This window comes from Dyadobacter sp. BE31, assembly GCF_031457695.1.
In the GTDB taxonomy this organism is placed as follows: Bacteria; Bacteroidota; Bacteroidia; order Cytophagales; family Spirosomataceae; genus Dyadobacter.
Genome location: NZ_JAVDXA010000001.1, coordinates 757,772 through 775,607 on the forward strand (window position 1 = coordinate 757,772; position 17,836 = coordinate 775,607).

Sequence of the window (17,836 nt, forward strand, 5' to 3'; positions counted from 1 at the left end):
ATTTGTTCGCGTAGCCTTCGGGTGTAGCTACTTTTGGATCAAGCAGTCACATTCATCCAAAACACATTCGGACATGAACTTCAAAGCAATCAAAATCATCCCGGCAATCCTCCTGTTGTTCGCCCTGCAAGCGTCGGTGGCACTGCCAAAATCAGCCGATACACCCGACGAGAATTCCTTGCTCATCAACGGCCGTGTAGTTACAACGGAACAGTTTGCATATGTCACCAGCGGCATTCTCACAATCGCAAAAAGCAACCCCGTTTCACATCAAAACACGACTGTACCTTTCCTGATTTACCTGAAACGCGACGGCAGGATCGTGAATCCCGAATCCCATGCACACAACTTTGCGGTATGGAGCTCCGACGTTCGCGATATGCTGGAATATGCCGAAGCCGGTGACCAGCTCATCATCGATCTCGTCAAACCGCATAATACCGCCACGAGGAAAGTTATCACCATCAAAAAAACGCAAATCGTCCCGCGATTCCAGTGGTTTTATGTTTTGAAGCAAAAAAAGGACAATTGCTGAAATTCGCTAAATTTGATCATTGGTTCGAGGCTTTATGATGCGGTATTTCAAAGCGATTTTCGGAGGGTTCCTGCTCGTAGCATCCGTATGTACGGCACGTCCGGCTATGGCCAATAGCGACGCCGTGCGCTTCTCCGAAAATGTTAACCTGTCGCTCCGACGGACGGTCGACCTGCTACTGCGGGCCAATGGCGATTCGCTCTCGCAGATCCCGCCGGTAAAGCAGACGGACGCCAACACATTTTCGGTGCAAATGGACCATATGTTCGACTACGACAAACTGCCCGAAACATTACAGCGCTCGTTTAACTCCTATCATATCGACAGGCCGTACAGCGTCGCCGTACTGAACTGTGAAACCGGCAAGGTAAGTCTCGGTTACCAGTTCTTCGACCTGAACCAACCCGGCGGGGTACCGTGCCGGGGGCGCTCGCGCGAAGCGGGCTGCTATACGCTGCAGGTACGCTTCACGCCAGAAGCCGCCAAACCCCAAGCTGCCGGTAACACGTGGTTGTTGATTACGGCGGGCGGGACATTGGCAGGTTTGGGCTTTATCGCCTGGACGCGGTCGCGGCACAAAAAAAGGCACGAAACCGAGCCACAGGAAGCCCCGCATTCGCGCATTGCATTCGGAAATTCCTGGCTGGATACCGCCAACCAGGCGCTTTACAACAGCCAAGCCACCCATACTCTTACGTTCCGCGAAGCTAAGCTGCTCACCTTGTTTGTCCGAAACATCAACCAGGTCCTGGAACGCGACGCGATCCTGAAATCGGTTTGGGAGGATGAGGGCGTCACCGTCGGACGGAGCGTGGACGTATTCGTATCCCGCCTCCGCAAAATGCTGGCCGCCGATCCGCAAGTCAAAATCACCGCCATTCACGGCGTAGGCTACAAAATGGAAGTTCATTCCTAAAAATCCATGTTCAAAACCTTTCTGAAAATAGCAGCGCGTCAGCTCTGGCAGGGACGCCTGTATGCCGTGATCAACGTCATCGGCCTGGCAATTGGCACTGCCTGTATGCTTTTCGCGGCGATTTACACGAGCGACGAACGCAGTTTCGACGGCTTTCATCGCCACAATCCCCAACTTTATCGCATTACCAGCTCCTACCACGAGCGCGGCGAACGCATCTCGTCCGGTGGCACGGGGCAGGTACAAGGTCCCGCGTTTCAGGCACGTATGCCCGAGATCATGCATTATGCGCGGGTGATGGGCGGGGACATCTACGGTGACGTGCGGCATGAGCATCATGCATTCAAATTGCAGTTGCTTTTTGTGGACGCCTCTTTCTTTAATGTGTTTACATTCCCGCTATTGCTTGGAGATGCCCGTACCGCATTACAAAACGTCAATTCGGTGGTGATTACCAGGCGTACCGCGATGAAATTCTTTAACCGCACCGATGTACTGGGTGAATTGCTCCAAATGGACGCCGACCCGTCGGCGATGCGGATCGGGAAACCGCTGGTCATTACGGGTGTGGCGGAAGATCCGCCTGCCAATTCCTCGGTTCAGTTCGACATCTTGTTTCCTTTCGAATTCATGAAGGTGTCGTTCGACGATACGAGCTGGCTCAATGCCTATCTGGGAACGTTCGTCGTGCTGCGCCCCGATGCCCGGCCAGACCAGGTAGTACGGAAATTCAACCGCATTGCCAGCGCATTGTCCCAAACCCAGCGAAAAGACCATCCCGAAGCCACCACCATTACTTATGGCCTGCAAAAAATGACCGACATTCACCTGAATACGCAGGAAATCCCCAACCAAAACGGCGAATCCGGCATTGTGAACACGAGCAGGCCCGTTTACTTCTACATTTTCATCGGTATGGCCGGATTTATTCTAATCATGGCCAGCATCAATTTTGTCAACATCCACATTGCCTCCTCGATGAAGCGCGCAAAGGAAGTCGGGATACGCAAGGCCACGGGCAGCGGCAGAGGGCCCATTATCATGCAATTTCTCGGTGAATCGGCGATTCTGGTAGGTATTTCAATGGTTTTTGCCGTCTTATTTGTGATATTGCTGCTCCCGGCATTCAATCACCTGGCTCAAAAACAAATCGCACTGAACCAGCTATGGAGCTTGGAACTTATGGGGTGGCTCGCATTTATTTTCGTGGTAAACATCGCCTGCGCCGCACTCTACCCTGCCTGGCTGATTGCCGGGCTGACTCCCATTGAAACACTTTATTCCAAAACCCGGCTTGCGGGCAGGAACCCGGCGGGAAATGTGCTGATGGTCTTTCAGTTTGCGATGGCTGTGCTACTGGGCATTGCGAGCGTGGTATTTTACAGGCAAATGCATTTTATCAGGTCCAAAAACCTCGGTTACAATCCTGATCAGATCGTCAAGATAGCGATTCAGGGCGTGCGGGATGTTCGTCAGGTGCATACCCGCTTTCAAAACGAACTCGCGGGCGATCCCGCATTCGGGGCGATCTCGCTTGCGGGCGAATTTGGCAACCGTGATGTAGTGGTGAAGGGGCAAAAATTCCTTGCAAATGTGCGTACGGTCGATACCGATTATCTCCCGATGCTGGAAATGAAACTGCTCCAAGGCCGTAATTTCTCCCGCGCCTTTTCTTCGGACGAGAAGTTCGGTGTTCTGGTAAATGAAGCCTTCGTCAAAAAATCAGGAATTACCGAGCCTGTCGGCAAAACATTGATCCCCGATGACCATTTCGGTAAGCAGGGCCTGACCATCCTCGGCGTCGTCGGCGACTTCCATTTCAATTCCCTCAAAGAGCGCATAGGACCTATGATCATGCCCATGAGCACATATTACGGAGGCGGGGATTTATGGATTAAAATTGCCCAAAACCGGAAGTCATATGCCATCAGCAGGCTTGAAACGACGTTCAGGAAGGTCGTCCCCGATGCCGTTTTTGAATACACATTCCTGCACGACGCCAATGCCCGCGCCTACGCAACGGAGCTTCGCTGGCAACAGATCATCACGCTGGCGGCCATCGTAGCAATCATCATTTGCAGCCTAGGACTGTTCGGCCTCGCCCATCTCGCCATCACGCAACGCCGGCGCGAGACGGGCATACGGGTTGTACTGGGCGCTACCGGCTACGACATTGCCCTGGGTTTTTCCAAAAACTTCATCCGCATCATTTTTATAGCCATTCTCATGGCTTCCGTCTCGGGGCATTACCTGATGCAGTCATGGCTGGGGCAGTTTGCCTACCACGCGGGTCTGCCATGGTGGGTGTATGCCTGCTCGGGCGCCGTGGCGCTGGCACTGGCATTGGTTACGGTATTCGCCCAGGCGTTGAGAGCCGCCGCCGCCAATCCGGTGAAGGTTTTAAGGACCGAATAGCCTCCATTTCGCACGGCAACCGCCGTGTCCGGAACGCGTCCGATTGCGTACACATTTTGTACGGTATCGGACGAACGTCTGCCACGCTTATTTTAAAACAACATGAAAATCAATTATTTACACTTTTGGCAAGGCTTTTTAAAATAGGACTGGCATAAGAGACGCGGATGTAAGCATTTGTTTTTAAAACAGGTTGTCCGTAATTACATACCAAATCTCAAACTCCAATTTTTTATGATCCAGTTAGAAAAGATATCCAAATATTACCCGGCAGGTTTTGGCAAAACATACGTGTTGCGCCACATTGATTTGAACATTAAAGAAGGTGAATTTGTGTCGATCATGGGGCCGTCTGGCTCAGGCAAATCCACCCTGTTACATATACTGGGCTTGCTGGAAGAGCCTTCCGAAGGTGAATACCTCTTCCTCGACGAGCCGGTTCAGAAACTCTCTGAAAAGAAGCGTACCGAATTGCACCGCCACCACATCGGTTTTGTGTTCCAGGCCTATCACCTGATCGACGAACTGACGGTTTATGAAAACATTGAGACGCCGCTTTTGTACAAAGGCACGTCGTCGTCGGAGCGCAAGAGCCGCGTGGCGGAATTACTCGATCGCTTCAATATGGTTGCGAAGAAAGACTTGTTCCCGCATCAGCTTTCGGGCGGCCAGCAGCAGCTCGTAGGCGTTGCCCGGGCGATCGTACACAATCCGAAAGTGATTTTCGCCGATGAACCGACCGGCAACCTGCATTCGGAACAGGCGATCGAGATCATGGAATTATTTCAAAAACTTAACCAGGAAGATAAAGTCACCATCGTTCAGGTAACCCACTCGGAAACCAATGCAGGTTACGGCAACCGGATCGTTCGGTTGAAGGACGGATGGCTGGCGTGACCTAACTCAATCTATTAGCCATGAAACGTTTTATTTTTCTTTTCTGCCTCCTGCCATTACTGGGGCAGGCACAGTCCAAGCTGAGCCTCGCCGACTGCGTGGATCTGCTGGCCAAAAACAACCTCATTTACCAGCAAGGCACATTGCAGGCGGAAGCAGCGCAGGCACAGCTGCGGCAGACAAAGTCACAAATCCTTCCGCAGATATACATTTCGGCCGATCAAAGCCTTAACCTCGGCCGCAGTATCGACCAGTACACCAACACGTATATAGACCAGCTTTACAGCTACAACTCAATCAGTACGGGGTTCCAAATGCCCGTTTTCCAGGCAGGAAAATTACAAAACCAGACGCGCCAGGGTACATTACTGAAAGAGTCGGCGATGGAAAACCGCACCGCAGTGCTGAATGCGCAAACCATCCTGCTCATGCAGGGCTACGTGAATGTGCTCGCGACGAAGGCATTGCTCGAAGCCGCCAACGAGCAAGTAGCGTCTTCGCAACAGCAGGTAGATAAAGTACAGAAACAGGTAAACGCCGGAACAGCCGGAAACAACCTCCTTGCCGAGATCAAGGCGCAGCTTTCGAATGACAAATATTTGCAGGTAACGGCTCTCAGTAATTACCGTACGGCACGCCTTGCTTTGTTTCAGCGAATGAATATCACGCCGGACGACAATGTGGAATTCGAGCCGCTATTACCGAAGGAAAGCATTACGCCCGCTGCTGCCAATGCCACGGAGTTGTACGAAAATGCATCCAAGTCTTTCCCGGAAATCCGCAGCGCTGAGCTGAACCGCCAGAGCTACAAGTACCTGGTGAAATCGATCAAGGCATTGAACTATCCTTCGCTGAACCTCAGCACCAATGTGCGGGCATTCTACGCGTCGACGAATGACAACCTCGATTATTTCAAACAGCTGAATGCAACGCGCAACGGCTACGTCAACCTCGGCCTGAACATCCCCATCATGGGTCGTTGGGTAACCCGCCCACGTGTAGAGCTGGCGAAAGTGCAGGAGCGCCAGGCACAGAATACATTGGACATCACCAACCAGCAGCTTCGCCAGGCGATTGAAACCGCTGTGCTGAACCTGAACGCCATGGCCGACAAACACGCGGCAGCGGAAGGTCAGGTAGAATCACTCGGAGCAGCCTTCGCGGTGGTGGAAAGCAAGTTCAATGCGGGTGTATCAAGCATTTTCGAATACACCCTTTCCAAAGCGAAACTCGCACAGGCACAAGGCATAGCTATTCAGGCAAAATATGACTACCTGATGCAACAGAGATTATTGCAATACTACCGTCAGGGCAACTGGCAAGGGGTGTTTTAGATGATAGGCTGTAAGCTTTAGGCTCTAAGCTGTAAGCTCGAAGCATTAAGACATAAAAGGGGATCAGCTTATAGCCTAAGGCTTACAGCTTAAAGCCCCAAAGACTGTTAGGTTAAATTTGGTATCGGTAATTCTTAGAGGCAGCCAGGCGCATTGGCTGCCTCTTTTTGTTAAATAAACCTAAATTGTTAGGTGGTTACATTATGGTGTGTAAATTAGGTGCAAACTAATTTTATGGACCATGAAAAAACTTTTTCTATTGTTACTGCCGGGGATGGTGTTTCTGGCAGGAAGTGCGGAGGCGCAGTTGCAGAAAGGGACGAAATACTGGGGAGGCACGATTAGCTTCAACGGTACTTTGAATCATAACCAAGACAAATTCGACAAGGACAATGTGAGCAAAACCCGCAGGCCAATTATCTCCCCTGAGGCTCAACTTGGCTGGTTTGTTTCTGATAAAACCATGCTTGGCGTTGGATTGAGGTATAGCATACAGCAGGAGAAAACCATCTACGAACCATCCGGTCATAAATCAAGTACGCTAAGCCAATCGCTGCAATTGCTACCATTTGTCCGACAGTATTACGGCCTGGGAAACAGATGGGCATTATTTATCCACGGAGAGCTGGCGCCCAATTATTCCTGGTGGAAATCGAAAAGCGAAGATGTTACAACGATAACCACTAAGAGGGATCTCTGGCAATACGGGTTGGCGGTCAAACCCGGTGTAGTTTACACATTCCCGAACAAAAAATGGTCGGTGGAGGCTTATACCAATTTTCTTTCGCTCAGTTTCAACTATATGCCCATTCCTGAAGATAACGGGCGGCAATTCACTGTTGACTCCGGGTTTGGCACCGGCTTTCCCTCCTATTTTTCGCTCCGTATAGCAAGGTACCTTCAACCTAAAAACTGACCCACCATGAAAAATTTGATCATCTGCCTGTTAACCGGCGCCTTTGTGACGGCGCAATCGCCTGCCCTCGCACAATTCAAAGAAGGAGAGAAATTTATATCGGGCTCATTCTACCTGAATCTGTTTGACAACAAAGTAAAAGATATTGATAGCCAATACAGGCGATACAACCATACGATCGGCGTATCGATGGGTAAGTTCAAGAGCAACACGATGGCCACCGGCTGGGGACTCAGCCATAGCCTGGCCTTCCAAAAATTGGAAAATTTCAATATAGATCCCAAACCGCTTCAAACCCTGGGCTTCGGGATAGAACGTTTTTGGGAGTTTTATAAGCCGCTAAACGACAAGTTTGCATTGTATGTCCGTCCTGATGCAGGTTTAAGTTACACATTGAAAAATTCTTTCGACGTCATCGACGACAGGATCGCCAGAGAAACCCAAGACAACTCCTTTTTACTGGGTTTCGATATAAGTGCGGGTATTGCATGGCGTCTCGCACCCAAATGGGTCATGTACGGCAGTTTTGCATTTTCAAACCCGATCTATATATCCTACGGATTTGGTAAGATCACTCACACCGTCAACCCTCGCCCGGATGGCCAGTATCCGCAAACAAATACGCGAGGGTTTGCCTACAACTTTGCGCCGCAGCTTTCATCTGGTTCGATCGGGCTCGGTTTCCGATATTTCTACTGAGCTCAAAATCGAAGATAATCGTCCAAAAACCATTAAAAACCCCGTGGATATGGCTTTTAAGGCCATATCCATTTTTTTTAGTAATGAAAAAACACCTTCTGATTGTCCTTTTCGCTGCATTCAGCGCTTGTCATAAACCACAAACAACCAACCTCGCCGGCCCGTGGGAGCCCGATTACGATGTGACCCGCTCCGAAGGTGCTATTAAGGAATTCGAGAGAAAAGATGCGGAGCACATGCCGGCGCCAGGCGGAATAGTTTTCACAGGCAGCTCTTCATTTACCAAATGGCCCAATGCAGTAAACGACCTCGCGCCGCTACCGATCATTAACCGTGGCTTCGGAGGCTCTACCTTGCCGGAAGTAATCCATTATTCCGATCGCACGATTACCAAATACAAACCGAAGACGGTCGTGATCTATTGCGAGAACGATATGTTCGGTAAAAAGCCGAAGTCGCCCGAGCAGGTGCGCGATGCGTACGTGGCGCTCGTGAAGAAGCTGCGCGAGAAACAACCAGATGTGCAACTTTACGGGGTGTCGCTGAAACCTTCACCGTCGCGCTGGGCGAAGCGGGAGGATGTGATCAAGGCGAACAAGCTCATTCAGGATTACATTAAGAAAGACAAGAATCACCACTACATTGATGTGTGGCCGGTGATGCTCAAAAACGGACGGCCGGACGGCGCTATCTTCGTGAGCGACAGCCTGCATATGAACGAAGAAGGTTACAGAAGATGGACAAAAGTGTTCCGCCCGATACTGGAAAAATCAGTCTGAAAGTATCCTGCACTTTACGGTTTTTTACAAAGATTTTAAAAGAACAGATAAGGGTATTGGTTTTAACGTAAAGTCACTATATTGACCGAAAAAATACATTTCCGGGTAAAAAAGTGATATTCCAGTAATGAAAGTAACAGCGGTTTTTGATATTGGCAGGACCAATAAGAAGTATATACTTTTCAACGAGAAGTATGATATCGTTCATGAGTTTTCAGAATCCCTCCCAGAAACAGTTGACGAAGACGGCTTCCCTACCGAAGATTGTGAATTGTTGACCAAATGGGTGCAGGACCGCTGGGCCGAATTACTGGCCAATCCGGAATTTGACATCAAGGCTGTGAATGTGGCCGGTTACGGCGCCAGCCTGGTGCACCTCGATGCTGCCAACCGTCCGCTTACGCCGCTGTATTCTTACCTCAAACCCTTCCCGGAAGATCTATTAAAGCAATTTTACAGCACCTACGGCGACCCTACCCGCATTTCCCTCCAAACCGGCTCGCCGGCGATGGGTATGCTCAACTCGGGGATGCAGCTGTACTGGCTCAAACATACCAAACCGGAGATTTACAGCCAGATCGCGACGACTTTACATTTACCACAATATATCCTGTACCTGCTCACTGGCCGCAAAGTGAGCGATTACACCTCTCTGGGCTGCCATACGGCGTTATGGAGCTTCGAAATGTGGGATTATCACGAGTGGGTAAAGCAGGAAGCAATTCACAAGAAACTTGCGCCGGTACTCGCTTCGTCGTCGTTTATTTACCGCCATGGCGACAAGGGTATTCAGTCGGGTTTCGGGTTGCATGACAGCTCGTCGGCATTGATACCTTACCGCATGGCTGTCAAAAAGCCATTCGTATTACTTTCGACCGGAACCTGGTGTATCAACTTCAACTCGTTCGCATCGAAACCGCTGACTTCCTACCAGCTCGAACGCGACTGTATGAACTACCTCACACCCGAAGGTAGCGGCGTTACCGCATCACGCCTGTTCATGGGCCGTGAGCACGATTATCAAGTGGCACGCATTGTGGAGTATTTCAAAGTAGCACCTGATTTTTATAAAAGGGTAGTGTTCGATGAAGAGATATTAAAACAGGACACTCCGAAATTCTACACCGCCTGCATGACCGGCAACGGTCCGTTCCCGGAACCAAATACCCAGGAATGGCAGATCAGCGCGTTTGCTTCGGCAGAGGCCGCATACCATCATTTAATAAAAGGGTTGACCGAGCTGCTCTTCGTTTCGCTGGACTTGGTGAATATCAACGACGTACACGCTATTTACGTCGACGGCGGATTTGCCCGGAACGAAATATTCACAAGGCTCCTGGCGCGGCATTATCCGAATCACAAAGTTTACGTATCCGATCTGCCCTATGCGACGTCGCTAGGCGCTGCATTGCACGTGACACGCCCGCAGACGTATGAGTTTGCCAACGAAATCCGTGAAATAAAACCTTGATTAGCTGATCCGGCTCCAGTTGGTTTCTTCCTTGCGCAAATTTTCGAGATGGTTGCGTATAGGATGGTGAACCGGCTGGAGCAGATCGGGATCGGCCGTCAGGATTTCCTCTGCTGACGCCCGCGCGGCTTTCAATATCTCCCCATCCTGGGCCAGATTCGCCACCAATAAATCCACCAAACCACTTTGCTGCGTTCCCGAAATGTCACCGGGGCCGCGTAATTGCAGATCCACTTCCGCTATTTCAAAGCCGTCGTTAGTATTGCACATCGTGTCAATCCGCAGCTTGGTGTCTTTGCTGAGCTTATAATCCGTCATCAGAATACAATACGACTGCTCGGCGCCACGTCCTACCCTGCCTCGTAGCTGGTGCAACTGCGACAGCCCAAACCGCTCCGCATTCTCGATCACCATTACCGATGCATTCGGCACATTCACACCCACTTCAATCACCGTCGTCGCGACCATGATCTTGGTCTCACCCCGTACAAAGCGTGCCATTTCGAAATCCTTGTCCTGCGAACGCATCTTGCCGTGCACAATGCTCAGCGGCACGCCCGGGAATGCCCGTGCAACACTTTCATACCCGTCCATCAGATCCTTCAAATCCATTTTTTCGGACTCTTCGATCAGCGGATACACCATATACACCTGCCGCCCTTTCGCGATTTCTTCCTTCAAAAACCCGAATACCGACAAGCGATGCTTATCGAACCGGTGCACCGTTTTAATGGGTTTCCGACCGGCGGGCAACTCGTTTATGGCGGAAATATCCAGGTCGCCGTACAGCGTCATCGCGAGCGTGCGCGGGATGGGCGTAGCCGTCATGACGAGCATATGCGGGTTAACGCGCGAATTTTTGGCCCAAAGTTTGGCACGCTGAGCTACGCCGAAGCGATGCTGCTCATCGATAATGCAAAGACCGAGGTTTTTGAACTGTACCGCATCTTCGATCAATGCATGCGTACCGACAATAATATGGAGGGTACCATTCAGCAATTCGCGGTGGATGACTTCCCGCTCCTTTTTCTTGGTAGAACCCGTGAGTTTGGCAATGTTGACGCCAAGCAAATCCGCGAACTTTTTGAGGCCCTGGTAATGCTGGTCGGTGAGAATCTCGGTGGGCGCCATGAGGCAGGCTTGTGCGTCGTTATCCAATGCAAAAAGCATGGTAATGAATGCCACGATCGTCTTTCCCGAACCCACATCGCCTTGCAGCAGGCGGTTCATTTGCTTGCCGGTTTTAAGGTCCTCGTGAATTTCGTGCAACACACGTATCTGCGCGCCCGTGAGTTTGAAAGGCAAATGCTGCTCATAAAACTCCTTTACCAGCATAGTTTTGTCAAAAATCAATCCCGGGTACTCGGTCTTATGCAATAGCTTGTTCTTGATCAGTCTGAACTGGTTATAGAACAGCTCCTCGAATTTCAATCGCCGCTGCGCCTGGTGAAGCGTACGGGCATCCTGCGGTAAATGGAAATGCCAGAGGGCCTGCGCTTTCGAAACCAGCCTGTATTTTTCCACCAACGGGGCAGGCAATGTCTCGCGTATATGCGGGTGCGCGATTTCGAGCAGGCTCCGCATCATTTTACTTAAAGCCTTGCTATCGAGAAATTTCTTGCGCAACTTTTCGGTAAGCGGGTAAATCGGTTGCCAGTACCCGGCGGCCGCATTTTCCTGGGTTAGGACCTCTATTTCAGGATGGGTAATACTCCATTTACCTCCAAAAGCTATGGGATTTCCGTAAACAATATATTCTCCGCCAGGCCTCAGCCACTTTTCATACCAGGAAATACTTTGAAACCACACCAGTTCCAGATAGCCGGTTCCGTCCTGAAATGTGCCTACTAATCTCTTCTTACTTCCCTCTCCTATTATGCCAAAATCACGCAACCGCCCTTTCACCTGCACCGCAGGCATTTGTTCATTCAGTTGACTAAGCTTGTGAAAAACGCTGCGGTCCTCGTGCCGGAAAGGGTAGTGCTGGATAAGGTCGCCGAAGGTAAAGATATTCAGTTCCTGGTTCAGCAATGCGGCCTTTTGCGGACCTACGCCTTTCAGGAATTCGATCTTGGTATCGAAAAAACGGGTTCTAACAGATGGGTTTGTTTCAGAAGTCATTATTCAAATATAAACCGAAATACCCAAAAACCCGGTTTTGACGGCCCAAATGTTAATCTCTGTTAATGGAGTAGCTATTCCATCAATTTCGGCTACAAGCTGCTTGATTCGCAACTTTTGAATGCTTTACTTGCTGCTTTGTATTTCTTAAACCACCAATCCATTATCAAATCTACACGACTTATGAAAACCACATTGTTATCGCTTTTCCTCACACTGATCGCATTCACCTGGGCATCCGCACAAAGCCCGCACGTAACCGCGAACGGCAAGAATTTGAGCGTCAGATACGGCCAACCCTCTAAAAAAGGCCGTGTATTGTTCGGCAAAGCGGGAAGCGGCAGCCTCGAACCATACGGCAAGCCATGGCGTATCGGAGCGGACAGCGCTACAACCATTACTTTCAAAAAGGACGCCACATTCGGCGGAAAGCCTATCAAGGCAGGCACCTACACGCTGTTTGCAACTCCCAACGAAAAAGAATGGACCATTATCCTGAACAGCCAGCTCGGACAATGGGGTGCATACGAGTACGACAAGCACAAAAGCAAAGACGTAGCACACATTACCGTTCCGAACAAGAACTATCCATCGTCCGAAGAAAAACTGACTTTTACCGTGAAAGACACTTCGCTGGATTTCCAATGGGATAAGGTTGGTTTCTCGGTGCCTGTGAAGTTCTGATTTTTTTTAGTTAGAAATGACAAAGGGAGCTGCAATGCAGCTCCCTTTGTCATTTCTAACTAAACACACCCTACCAATCAAACTCCTCGCTCTTGATTGTTCCCTCATATCTGAACATCACTTTCCGTTCATTGATTGTACAGGCTACCAGCAAATAGAATGCTTTACCATCCTGTGCGACCTTCACTGCTCCTCCCTCGATCACCGCTCCTCCAAGCCCATCCAACAATACCATTGCACCGTTTGAAACCTTGCACCGAACCACAATGTTGTAGAAATGGTTGCGCTGTAAGTTTTTTAGATCCTTGGAATTCTTGTAAGCAAATTCGCCGGCCAGAAAATCCTGATTAGTATTTAAAATCAAATATTGGACAGCCACAAATACACCACTTGACCTATTAATTGCCATTAGTTGGTAACTCCTTCCTTCCGGAACATTTTGATAAGTCACGGATAAGCTGTCTAACAAATATCTTTCACTATCGACCAACAGGTAATTTCCAGCTTCTAAGGTGTTTTCACTATCTTTATCTCTATGGCTTTTACAACAAAGGACGGCAACCAAGATTACAAAGAGCAAAAGCGACTTTTTCATAGGCTGAATGTTTAAAGATGAACATTAACCTCAAGAAACGTCCAGATTCTTTTGTGAAACAATCTAACTCTCGAACGGCAGGGGCGAAAAAATTAAAGGAAAAAGAGGAATGATAAGGTGACTACAAATTCTGCTTAATCATATTCTCCAAAACCTGTAAATGCTCCGTAAAGGCCTTCTGCCCGTCCTCGGTGGCTTTGTAGGTAGTGAGTGGCTTACGGCCGTTGAATTGCTTCTGGAATTCGATGTATTTAATTTCTTCTAATGCTTTCAAATGCGAGGCGAGGTTACCGTCGGTGAGCTGCAATAGCTCTTTCAGTTCGTTAAAACTCAGGGAATCGTTGACCACGAGCACGGACATAAGCCCAAGCCTGATCTTGCTTTCGAATATCTTGTTAAACTTTTCTAACCACTCCATTACAAATTCCCTGTTACGCGGACGCCCGACCGCATTGCGCCGAACGCGTTATTGATTGGCTTCCAGAAACAGCATGGCATCCCGGTTACGGATCCAAACTGCCTGGTCGCGTTGATTATTGGCGGCCATGGTAAACCCCGAGCCCACCAGGCCTGTACCGACCGAAATCCAGAAAAAAGTCCTCAAATGGTCGCGATTGCCCGACAACAGCGATATCACCGAACCAGCCGACCCGGCCAGTGAAACAACCAGCCCGATACTGCGCGTTCTCCTGGATTTCAAATAAAGACCGAGGCCTTCCGGCGAAACCATAAATTCGTTCCGCAATGCCTTTTGTCCGGCGTAAACGACATTGTTTTTGACAAAACTATTCCCATTTCTCAAATAAATGGTCTCCTTATCGTACCATTTTCGCGCTTTTGATGCAGTACTGTCGGATGGCATCCGCACCTGCGCCGAACAAACCGAGCCCGAAGCGAGTATTAGCAGCACCACTGCAAGGCCCGATTTCCCGCCAGGTAACTCTCCGCTTGGCAACTTCTCTCTTTCATACCGGTTATACATGGTAAGGCCGTAAACAATATGCAGAATACCAAAGCCTACCGCCCAGAATATCAGCGAATAGCCTGTCAGGAACAATGCGATGCAACCTATCCCTATTTCGGAAATACCCATATAAAACACTTCCGGGTAAGTAAACCGGCTCGCATTCACCAGCGCCAGTCCGTAAAATAACAGCGTTACCGGGAATACCAGCCAAATAAAGCCATAATGCAGCATCGCCAGAGCGAATATACCGCCTGTTGCCAGCGGGATCAGCATCGCGACCAACAACCGCTTTGAACTGCCATTCCAAACCGTGAGGCCTTTTTTCCGCCCTCTGCGTACCGTAAGAATAATCCCCACCGCGAGCGACGATACGAGCACACAAAGGCCGTCGACAAACAAAAAATCGATCACATCCTCGCGTGAATGCCCCTGGTAGGTACCTAGTGGAGCTAAGATGTCGGTCAGCCAGTCGGTTTTAAAGCGAACATACGCCGCCCCCGCGCCGATCAGAGCGAAAATGCCGGCAAAAACCCCGCTCAAACCACTGAGGGATAGGAACTTCGACGAGCGCTCCATCAGGTCGCGGATCTCGTTCAAAGTATGCAAAGAATCCTGATTCGGGTTCATAAGCGTATAAAAATGTAAAAATAACGGTCAGTGATTATTGGAAATAGTCAGGTGTTGTCAAGTATGGTCAGGCATCGTGTTAAAAGAGCAGCAGGATTTTTGGGATAAACACAATTCCTCCTACTATAACCGCCGAAATAGCCAACAATAATACGCCGGCCGCGGCGGTGTCCTTCACTACTTTAATCACCGGATGGTAATCGGCCGAAACCAGGTCGGCTAGTTTCTCAATAGCGGTATTGAATGCTTCCGCCGCCCACACGAGCGCGATCTGGATCACTATAATGCACCATTCGATAGTTGATATCTGAAAAAATATACCTGCAATGGCCACCACTACGCAGGCAATCAGGTGAATGCGCGCATTATTTTCGTAGCGGAACAGGCTGTAAATCCCAGCACCTGCGTAACGGAAGCTTCGGACGGCTTTAAGAATATCGATGGGTCCGTTCATGTTGTTTCAGTTCGGCAAAAATATGGAACGCAAAGTACAACAACATGAGCACGAACGAAAACGTAATGGTGTGTTTGATCGCCAGCGGATCCCTTAAACTATGGTAAATGCCCTTCGCGAGCGCACCTGGCTGCGTAACGATGTCCCAGCTGTTCCAACGGCCATAACGCCCCAGAAAGATCCCGAAACCGCTCAGAATCATCGAATTCAGGATCGCGAACCACGCCAAACGCTCGTTCCAGCGGTGAGCAATAATGCGGTGAACAATGCGGATGCTGTAAAGACCGGTCATAAAACCAGCCAGCGAGAATGTGAAAATCATCAACGCATCGTACCAAAGCATGTTTTCGGGCACAAAGCGGAGGTGTTTCAAATCGGTGATGATGTAGGGCGCATTCGGGAAAAACAGCAGCCAAACCGCCAGATAGACCATCAGAATCCCAAACCGCGCCGATTTGCGCTTCTCCATTTCCCACACCCACTTGATGAAAAGCAATGGTAGCCACGCCAGAAACAGGTTCCAGGCCAGAAAAACGAAATCCCAGTTTTGCAGGGTAATCCTGACAGTCAATAACGCCATCGCAGCGGCGGAAACAAATGCAAGGAGCGCCACTTTCAAATTGCTCTCCAAATAGTTGACCAGGTTTCTAAGCATCGTTTAAGATTTTTTAAAGTACTTTGAAATACAAAGTTAATATAAAACATTTTATAACTCCAAGCACACCGGCCGGATTAAGTCCAGAAAAGGTTACTTTGATTAAACGGTTACTTCTTATCGGCAGCGAAAGCTTTCATCATCGCCCACTCACGGCCTGCAGTTTTAGCCTTGAAAGTTTCCAGGCAGCCACGGTCCTGCAAGGTAATGTAGCAGGTTTTGCCATTTTTACCTCCGAAGCAGATGTTCGAAACCTTCTTTCCTATTGTGTGAATGGTATGGATTACTTTTCCTTCGGGAGAGAGTACCGCCACTTCTCCTTTCCCGTGGCGGGTAATGTAAAGGTTGCCATGGACGTCGCAGCGCATTCCGTCCATGCCGCCGTCTTCGAAATGGTGCAGCAGCTTTTTATTGGATAACGTACCATCCGCCGCAAGGTCGAACACCCACACATTCCGCTGCACGCTTTCGTTGACGTACAGTTTCTTCTCGTCGGGGCTGACATCAATGCCATTGGTTGTACCCATGTTGCCAAAGGCGAGATTCACTTTTCCTTCGGGCGTGATGTGCCAGATTTGCCCTGTCCCGTCTTTCCAGTTCGGATCGGAAGCGAAAACGTGACCGGAAGCAGTTACAGCGAGGTCATTCGGCTGGTTCATTTTCGGTTCGTTCGCGAAAACGGAAACATCCTTCGTGATCATATCCACTTTCAGGATGTTGTGTCCCGTAAAATCGGCCACATAGAAAGTGTTTTTGTTCACAAACCGGATTCCGTTGCCCGTGCTGCCTTTCGGCAAGGTCACGAAAAAGCTCGCATTGCCCTTTTTACTGAGCTGCGCGATCGTACCGTCGCGGGCGAAGTTCACCGCGTAGACGTTGCCGTCTTCGTCCACCGCGGGGCCTTCGCAATTAGCGGTGAACTCTCCTTCGTTGGAGAACTTTTTACTTTTTGTCTGAGCCAGACTGATTCCCGGCGACAACAACGCGGCGGTGAGGAGGATTGCTAAAATTCTGGTCATGGGGTAATATCTTCAAAATCACTGATTTTTCCACTTGATGGCGCAGCCGACTGGTTTTGTGATGGTGGTTACCACCGGTTTACCGCCCACGAGGTTGGTCACCGCTTCATCCACGTACAGTTTCGTCACGCCGGCGGCGTCCTGGGGGTTGTCGTCGATCATACCCATATACCGCACCGCAAACTGTGCGCCGTTTTTCTGCAACACAAACACTTGTGGTGTACGACCGGCCCCGAATTTGCGGGCCACCTGCTGCATGTCGTCAACAAGATAAGGATAACCATAATGCTTGGCCGCAGAACGTTCCTTCATTTTTTCGAAAGTGTCGTCCTGATGTGTTCCCGGGTCGCTCGGATTAATGGCGATGACCGGGTAGCCCTGCCCTGCAAATTTGTTGTTGAGGGCGATAATGCGATCCTCATAGGCCTTTGCGAACGGGCAATGGTTGCTTGTAAAAACCACAATCGCACCCTTCGAACTGGTAAAGTCCGAAAGCGATACCATGCTTCCGTCGGTATTTTTCAAACGGAAATTCGATACGACATCGCCTACCTGGTAACCACCCTGGCCCTGCGCCTGAGCGAGGCGCCCGAGCGATGCAAGAAACAGGACCATCAAAACCCACCGACTGACTTTTATCTTCATGTTTTCTAAATCTACTATCTCTAAGACCCCAATAATAGGTAAAAGTAAAAGCGCGACCTGTTAAATTTTGTTAAGGCAACCCTTGACGCTCCATGTCTAAACGCGGG

18 protein-coding genes are annotated in these 17,836 nt (G+C 49.7%); 10 read left to right on the plus strand and 8 right to left on the minus strand.

The features are described 5' to 3' along the window. Positions 1-73 precede the first annotated feature (73 nt). The 9 genes from J2Y43_RS03230 to J2Y43_RS03270 all read left to right on the plus strand — a co-directional run bounded on the left by J2Y43_RS03230 (position 74) and on the right by J2Y43_RS03270 (position 9,962). On the plus strand, positions 74-535 hold the full coding sequence (locus tag J2Y43_RS03230; RefSeq protein ID WP_309981289.1) for a hypothetical protein: 462 nt from the start codon (positions 74-76) through the stop codon (positions 533-535). 34 nt (positions 536-569) lie between these two features. Beyond that, positions 570-1,451 (plus strand): winged helix-turn-helix domain-containing protein, encoded by an 882-nt coding sequence (locus J2Y43_RS03235; RefSeq protein WP_309981288.1) that lies wholly within the window; start codon positions 570-572, stop codon positions 1,449-1,451. Between the two features lie 6 nt (positions 1,452-1,457). Beyond that, positions 1,458-3,866, plus strand: coding sequence for an ABC transporter permease (locus J2Y43_RS03240; protein WP_309981287.1), 2,409 nt, complete (start codon positions 1,458-1,460; stop codon positions 3,864-3,866). Between the two features lie 234 nt (positions 3,867-4,100). Next, positions 4,101-4,763, plus strand: coding sequence for an ABC transporter ATP-binding protein (locus tag J2Y43_RS03245; RefSeq protein ID WP_015814340.1), 663 nt, complete (start codon positions 4,101-4,103; stop codon positions 4,761-4,763). A 20-nt stretch (positions 4,764-4,783) separates the two neighbouring features. Next, on the plus strand, positions 4,784-6,097 hold the full coding sequence (locus J2Y43_RS03250) for a TolC family protein (RefSeq protein WP_309981286.1): 1,314 nt from the start codon (positions 4,784-4,786) through the stop codon (positions 6,095-6,097). A 241-nt stretch (positions 6,098-6,338) separates the two neighbouring features. Beyond that, positions 6,339-7,013: a hypothetical protein gene (locus J2Y43_RS03255; protein WP_309981285.1), complete on the plus strand. Its 675-nt coding sequence runs from the start codon at positions 6,339-6,341 to the stop codon at positions 7,011-7,013. A 6-nt stretch (positions 7,014-7,019) separates the two neighbouring features. After that, positions 7,020-7,712 carry a hypothetical protein gene (locus J2Y43_RS03260; protein ID WP_309981284.1) on the plus strand — a complete coding sequence of 231 codons (693 nt, stop codon included), beginning with the start codon at positions 7,020-7,022 and terminating at the stop codon, positions 7,710-7,712. A gap of 83 nt (positions 7,713-7,795) precedes the next feature. After that, positions 7,796-8,491 carry a GDSL-type esterase/lipase family protein gene (locus J2Y43_RS03265; RefSeq protein ID WP_309981283.1) on the plus strand — a complete coding sequence of 232 codons (696 nt, stop codon included), beginning with the start codon at positions 7,796-7,798 and terminating at the stop codon, positions 8,489-8,491. Positions 8,492-8,618: 127 nt separating this feature from the next. Beyond that, complete coding sequence (locus J2Y43_RS03270) at positions 8,619-9,962, plus strand: FGGY family carbohydrate kinase (RefSeq protein WP_309981282.1); 1,344 nt, start codon at positions 8,619-8,621, stop codon at positions 9,960-9,962. Here J2Y43_RS03270 and recG read toward each other — a convergent pair whose 3' ends face one another. Further along, a complete protein-coding gene (gene recG / locus J2Y43_RS03275) occupies positions 9,963-12,083 on the minus strand; it encodes an ATP-dependent DNA helicase RecG (RefSeq protein ID WP_309981281.1) in 2,121 nt (706 codons plus the stop codon). A 183-nt stretch (positions 12,084-12,266) separates the two neighbouring features. On the opposite strand from recG, the gene J2Y43_RS03280 reads away from it, so the two are divergent. Further along, the gene (locus J2Y43_RS03280; protein WP_309981280.1) at positions 12,267-12,767 is read left to right on the plus strand and encodes a DUF2911 domain-containing protein; all 501 of its coding nucleotides are present in this window, start codon (positions 12,267-12,269) and stop codon (positions 12,765-12,767) included. A gap of 70 nt (positions 12,768-12,837) precedes the next feature. Here the strand turns inward: J2Y43_RS03280 and J2Y43_RS03285 are convergent, their stop codons facing one another. The 7 genes from J2Y43_RS03285 to J2Y43_RS03315 form a co-directional block, all read right to left on the minus strand. Continuing rightward, complete coding sequence (locus J2Y43_RS03285; protein WP_309981279.1) at positions 12,838-13,362, minus strand: hypothetical protein; 525 nt, start codon at positions 13,360-13,362, stop codon at positions 12,838-12,840. A 121-nt stretch (positions 13,363-13,483) separates the two neighbouring features. Further along, complete coding sequence (locus J2Y43_RS03290; RefSeq protein ID WP_309981278.1) at positions 13,484-13,780, minus strand: transcriptional regulator; 297 nt, start codon at positions 13,778-13,780, stop codon at positions 13,484-13,486. A 48-nt stretch (positions 13,781-13,828) separates the two neighbouring features. Next, positions 13,829-14,956 carry a hypothetical protein gene (locus J2Y43_RS03295; protein ID WP_309981277.1) on the minus strand — a complete coding sequence of 376 codons (1,128 nt, stop codon included), beginning with the start codon at positions 14,954-14,956 and terminating at the stop codon, positions 13,829-13,831. Positions 14,957-15,035: 79 nt separating this feature from the next. After that, positions 15,036-15,410: a diacylglycerol kinase family protein gene (locus J2Y43_RS03300; RefSeq protein WP_309981276.1), complete on the minus strand. Its 375-nt coding sequence runs from the start codon at positions 15,408-15,410 to the stop codon at positions 15,036-15,038. Further along, the gene (locus J2Y43_RS03305) at positions 15,385-16,065 is read right to left on the minus strand and encodes a DUF1361 domain-containing protein (protein WP_309981275.1); all 681 of its coding nucleotides are present in this window, start codon (positions 16,063-16,065) and stop codon (positions 15,385-15,387) included. The genes J2Y43_RS03300 and J2Y43_RS03305 overlap by 26 nt, the downstream gene beginning before the upstream one ends. Positions 16,066-16,175: 110 nt before the next feature. Beyond that, complete coding sequence (locus J2Y43_RS03310) at positions 16,176-17,084, minus strand: SMP-30/gluconolactonase/LRE family protein (RefSeq protein WP_309981274.1); 909 nt, start codon at positions 17,082-17,084, stop codon at positions 16,176-16,178. 18 nt (positions 17,085-17,102) lie between these two features. Further along, complete coding sequence (locus J2Y43_RS03315) at positions 17,103-17,729, minus strand: thioredoxin family protein (RefSeq protein ID WP_309981273.1); 627 nt, start codon at positions 17,727-17,729, stop codon at positions 17,103-17,105. Positions 17,730-17,836 lie beyond the last annotated feature (107 nt).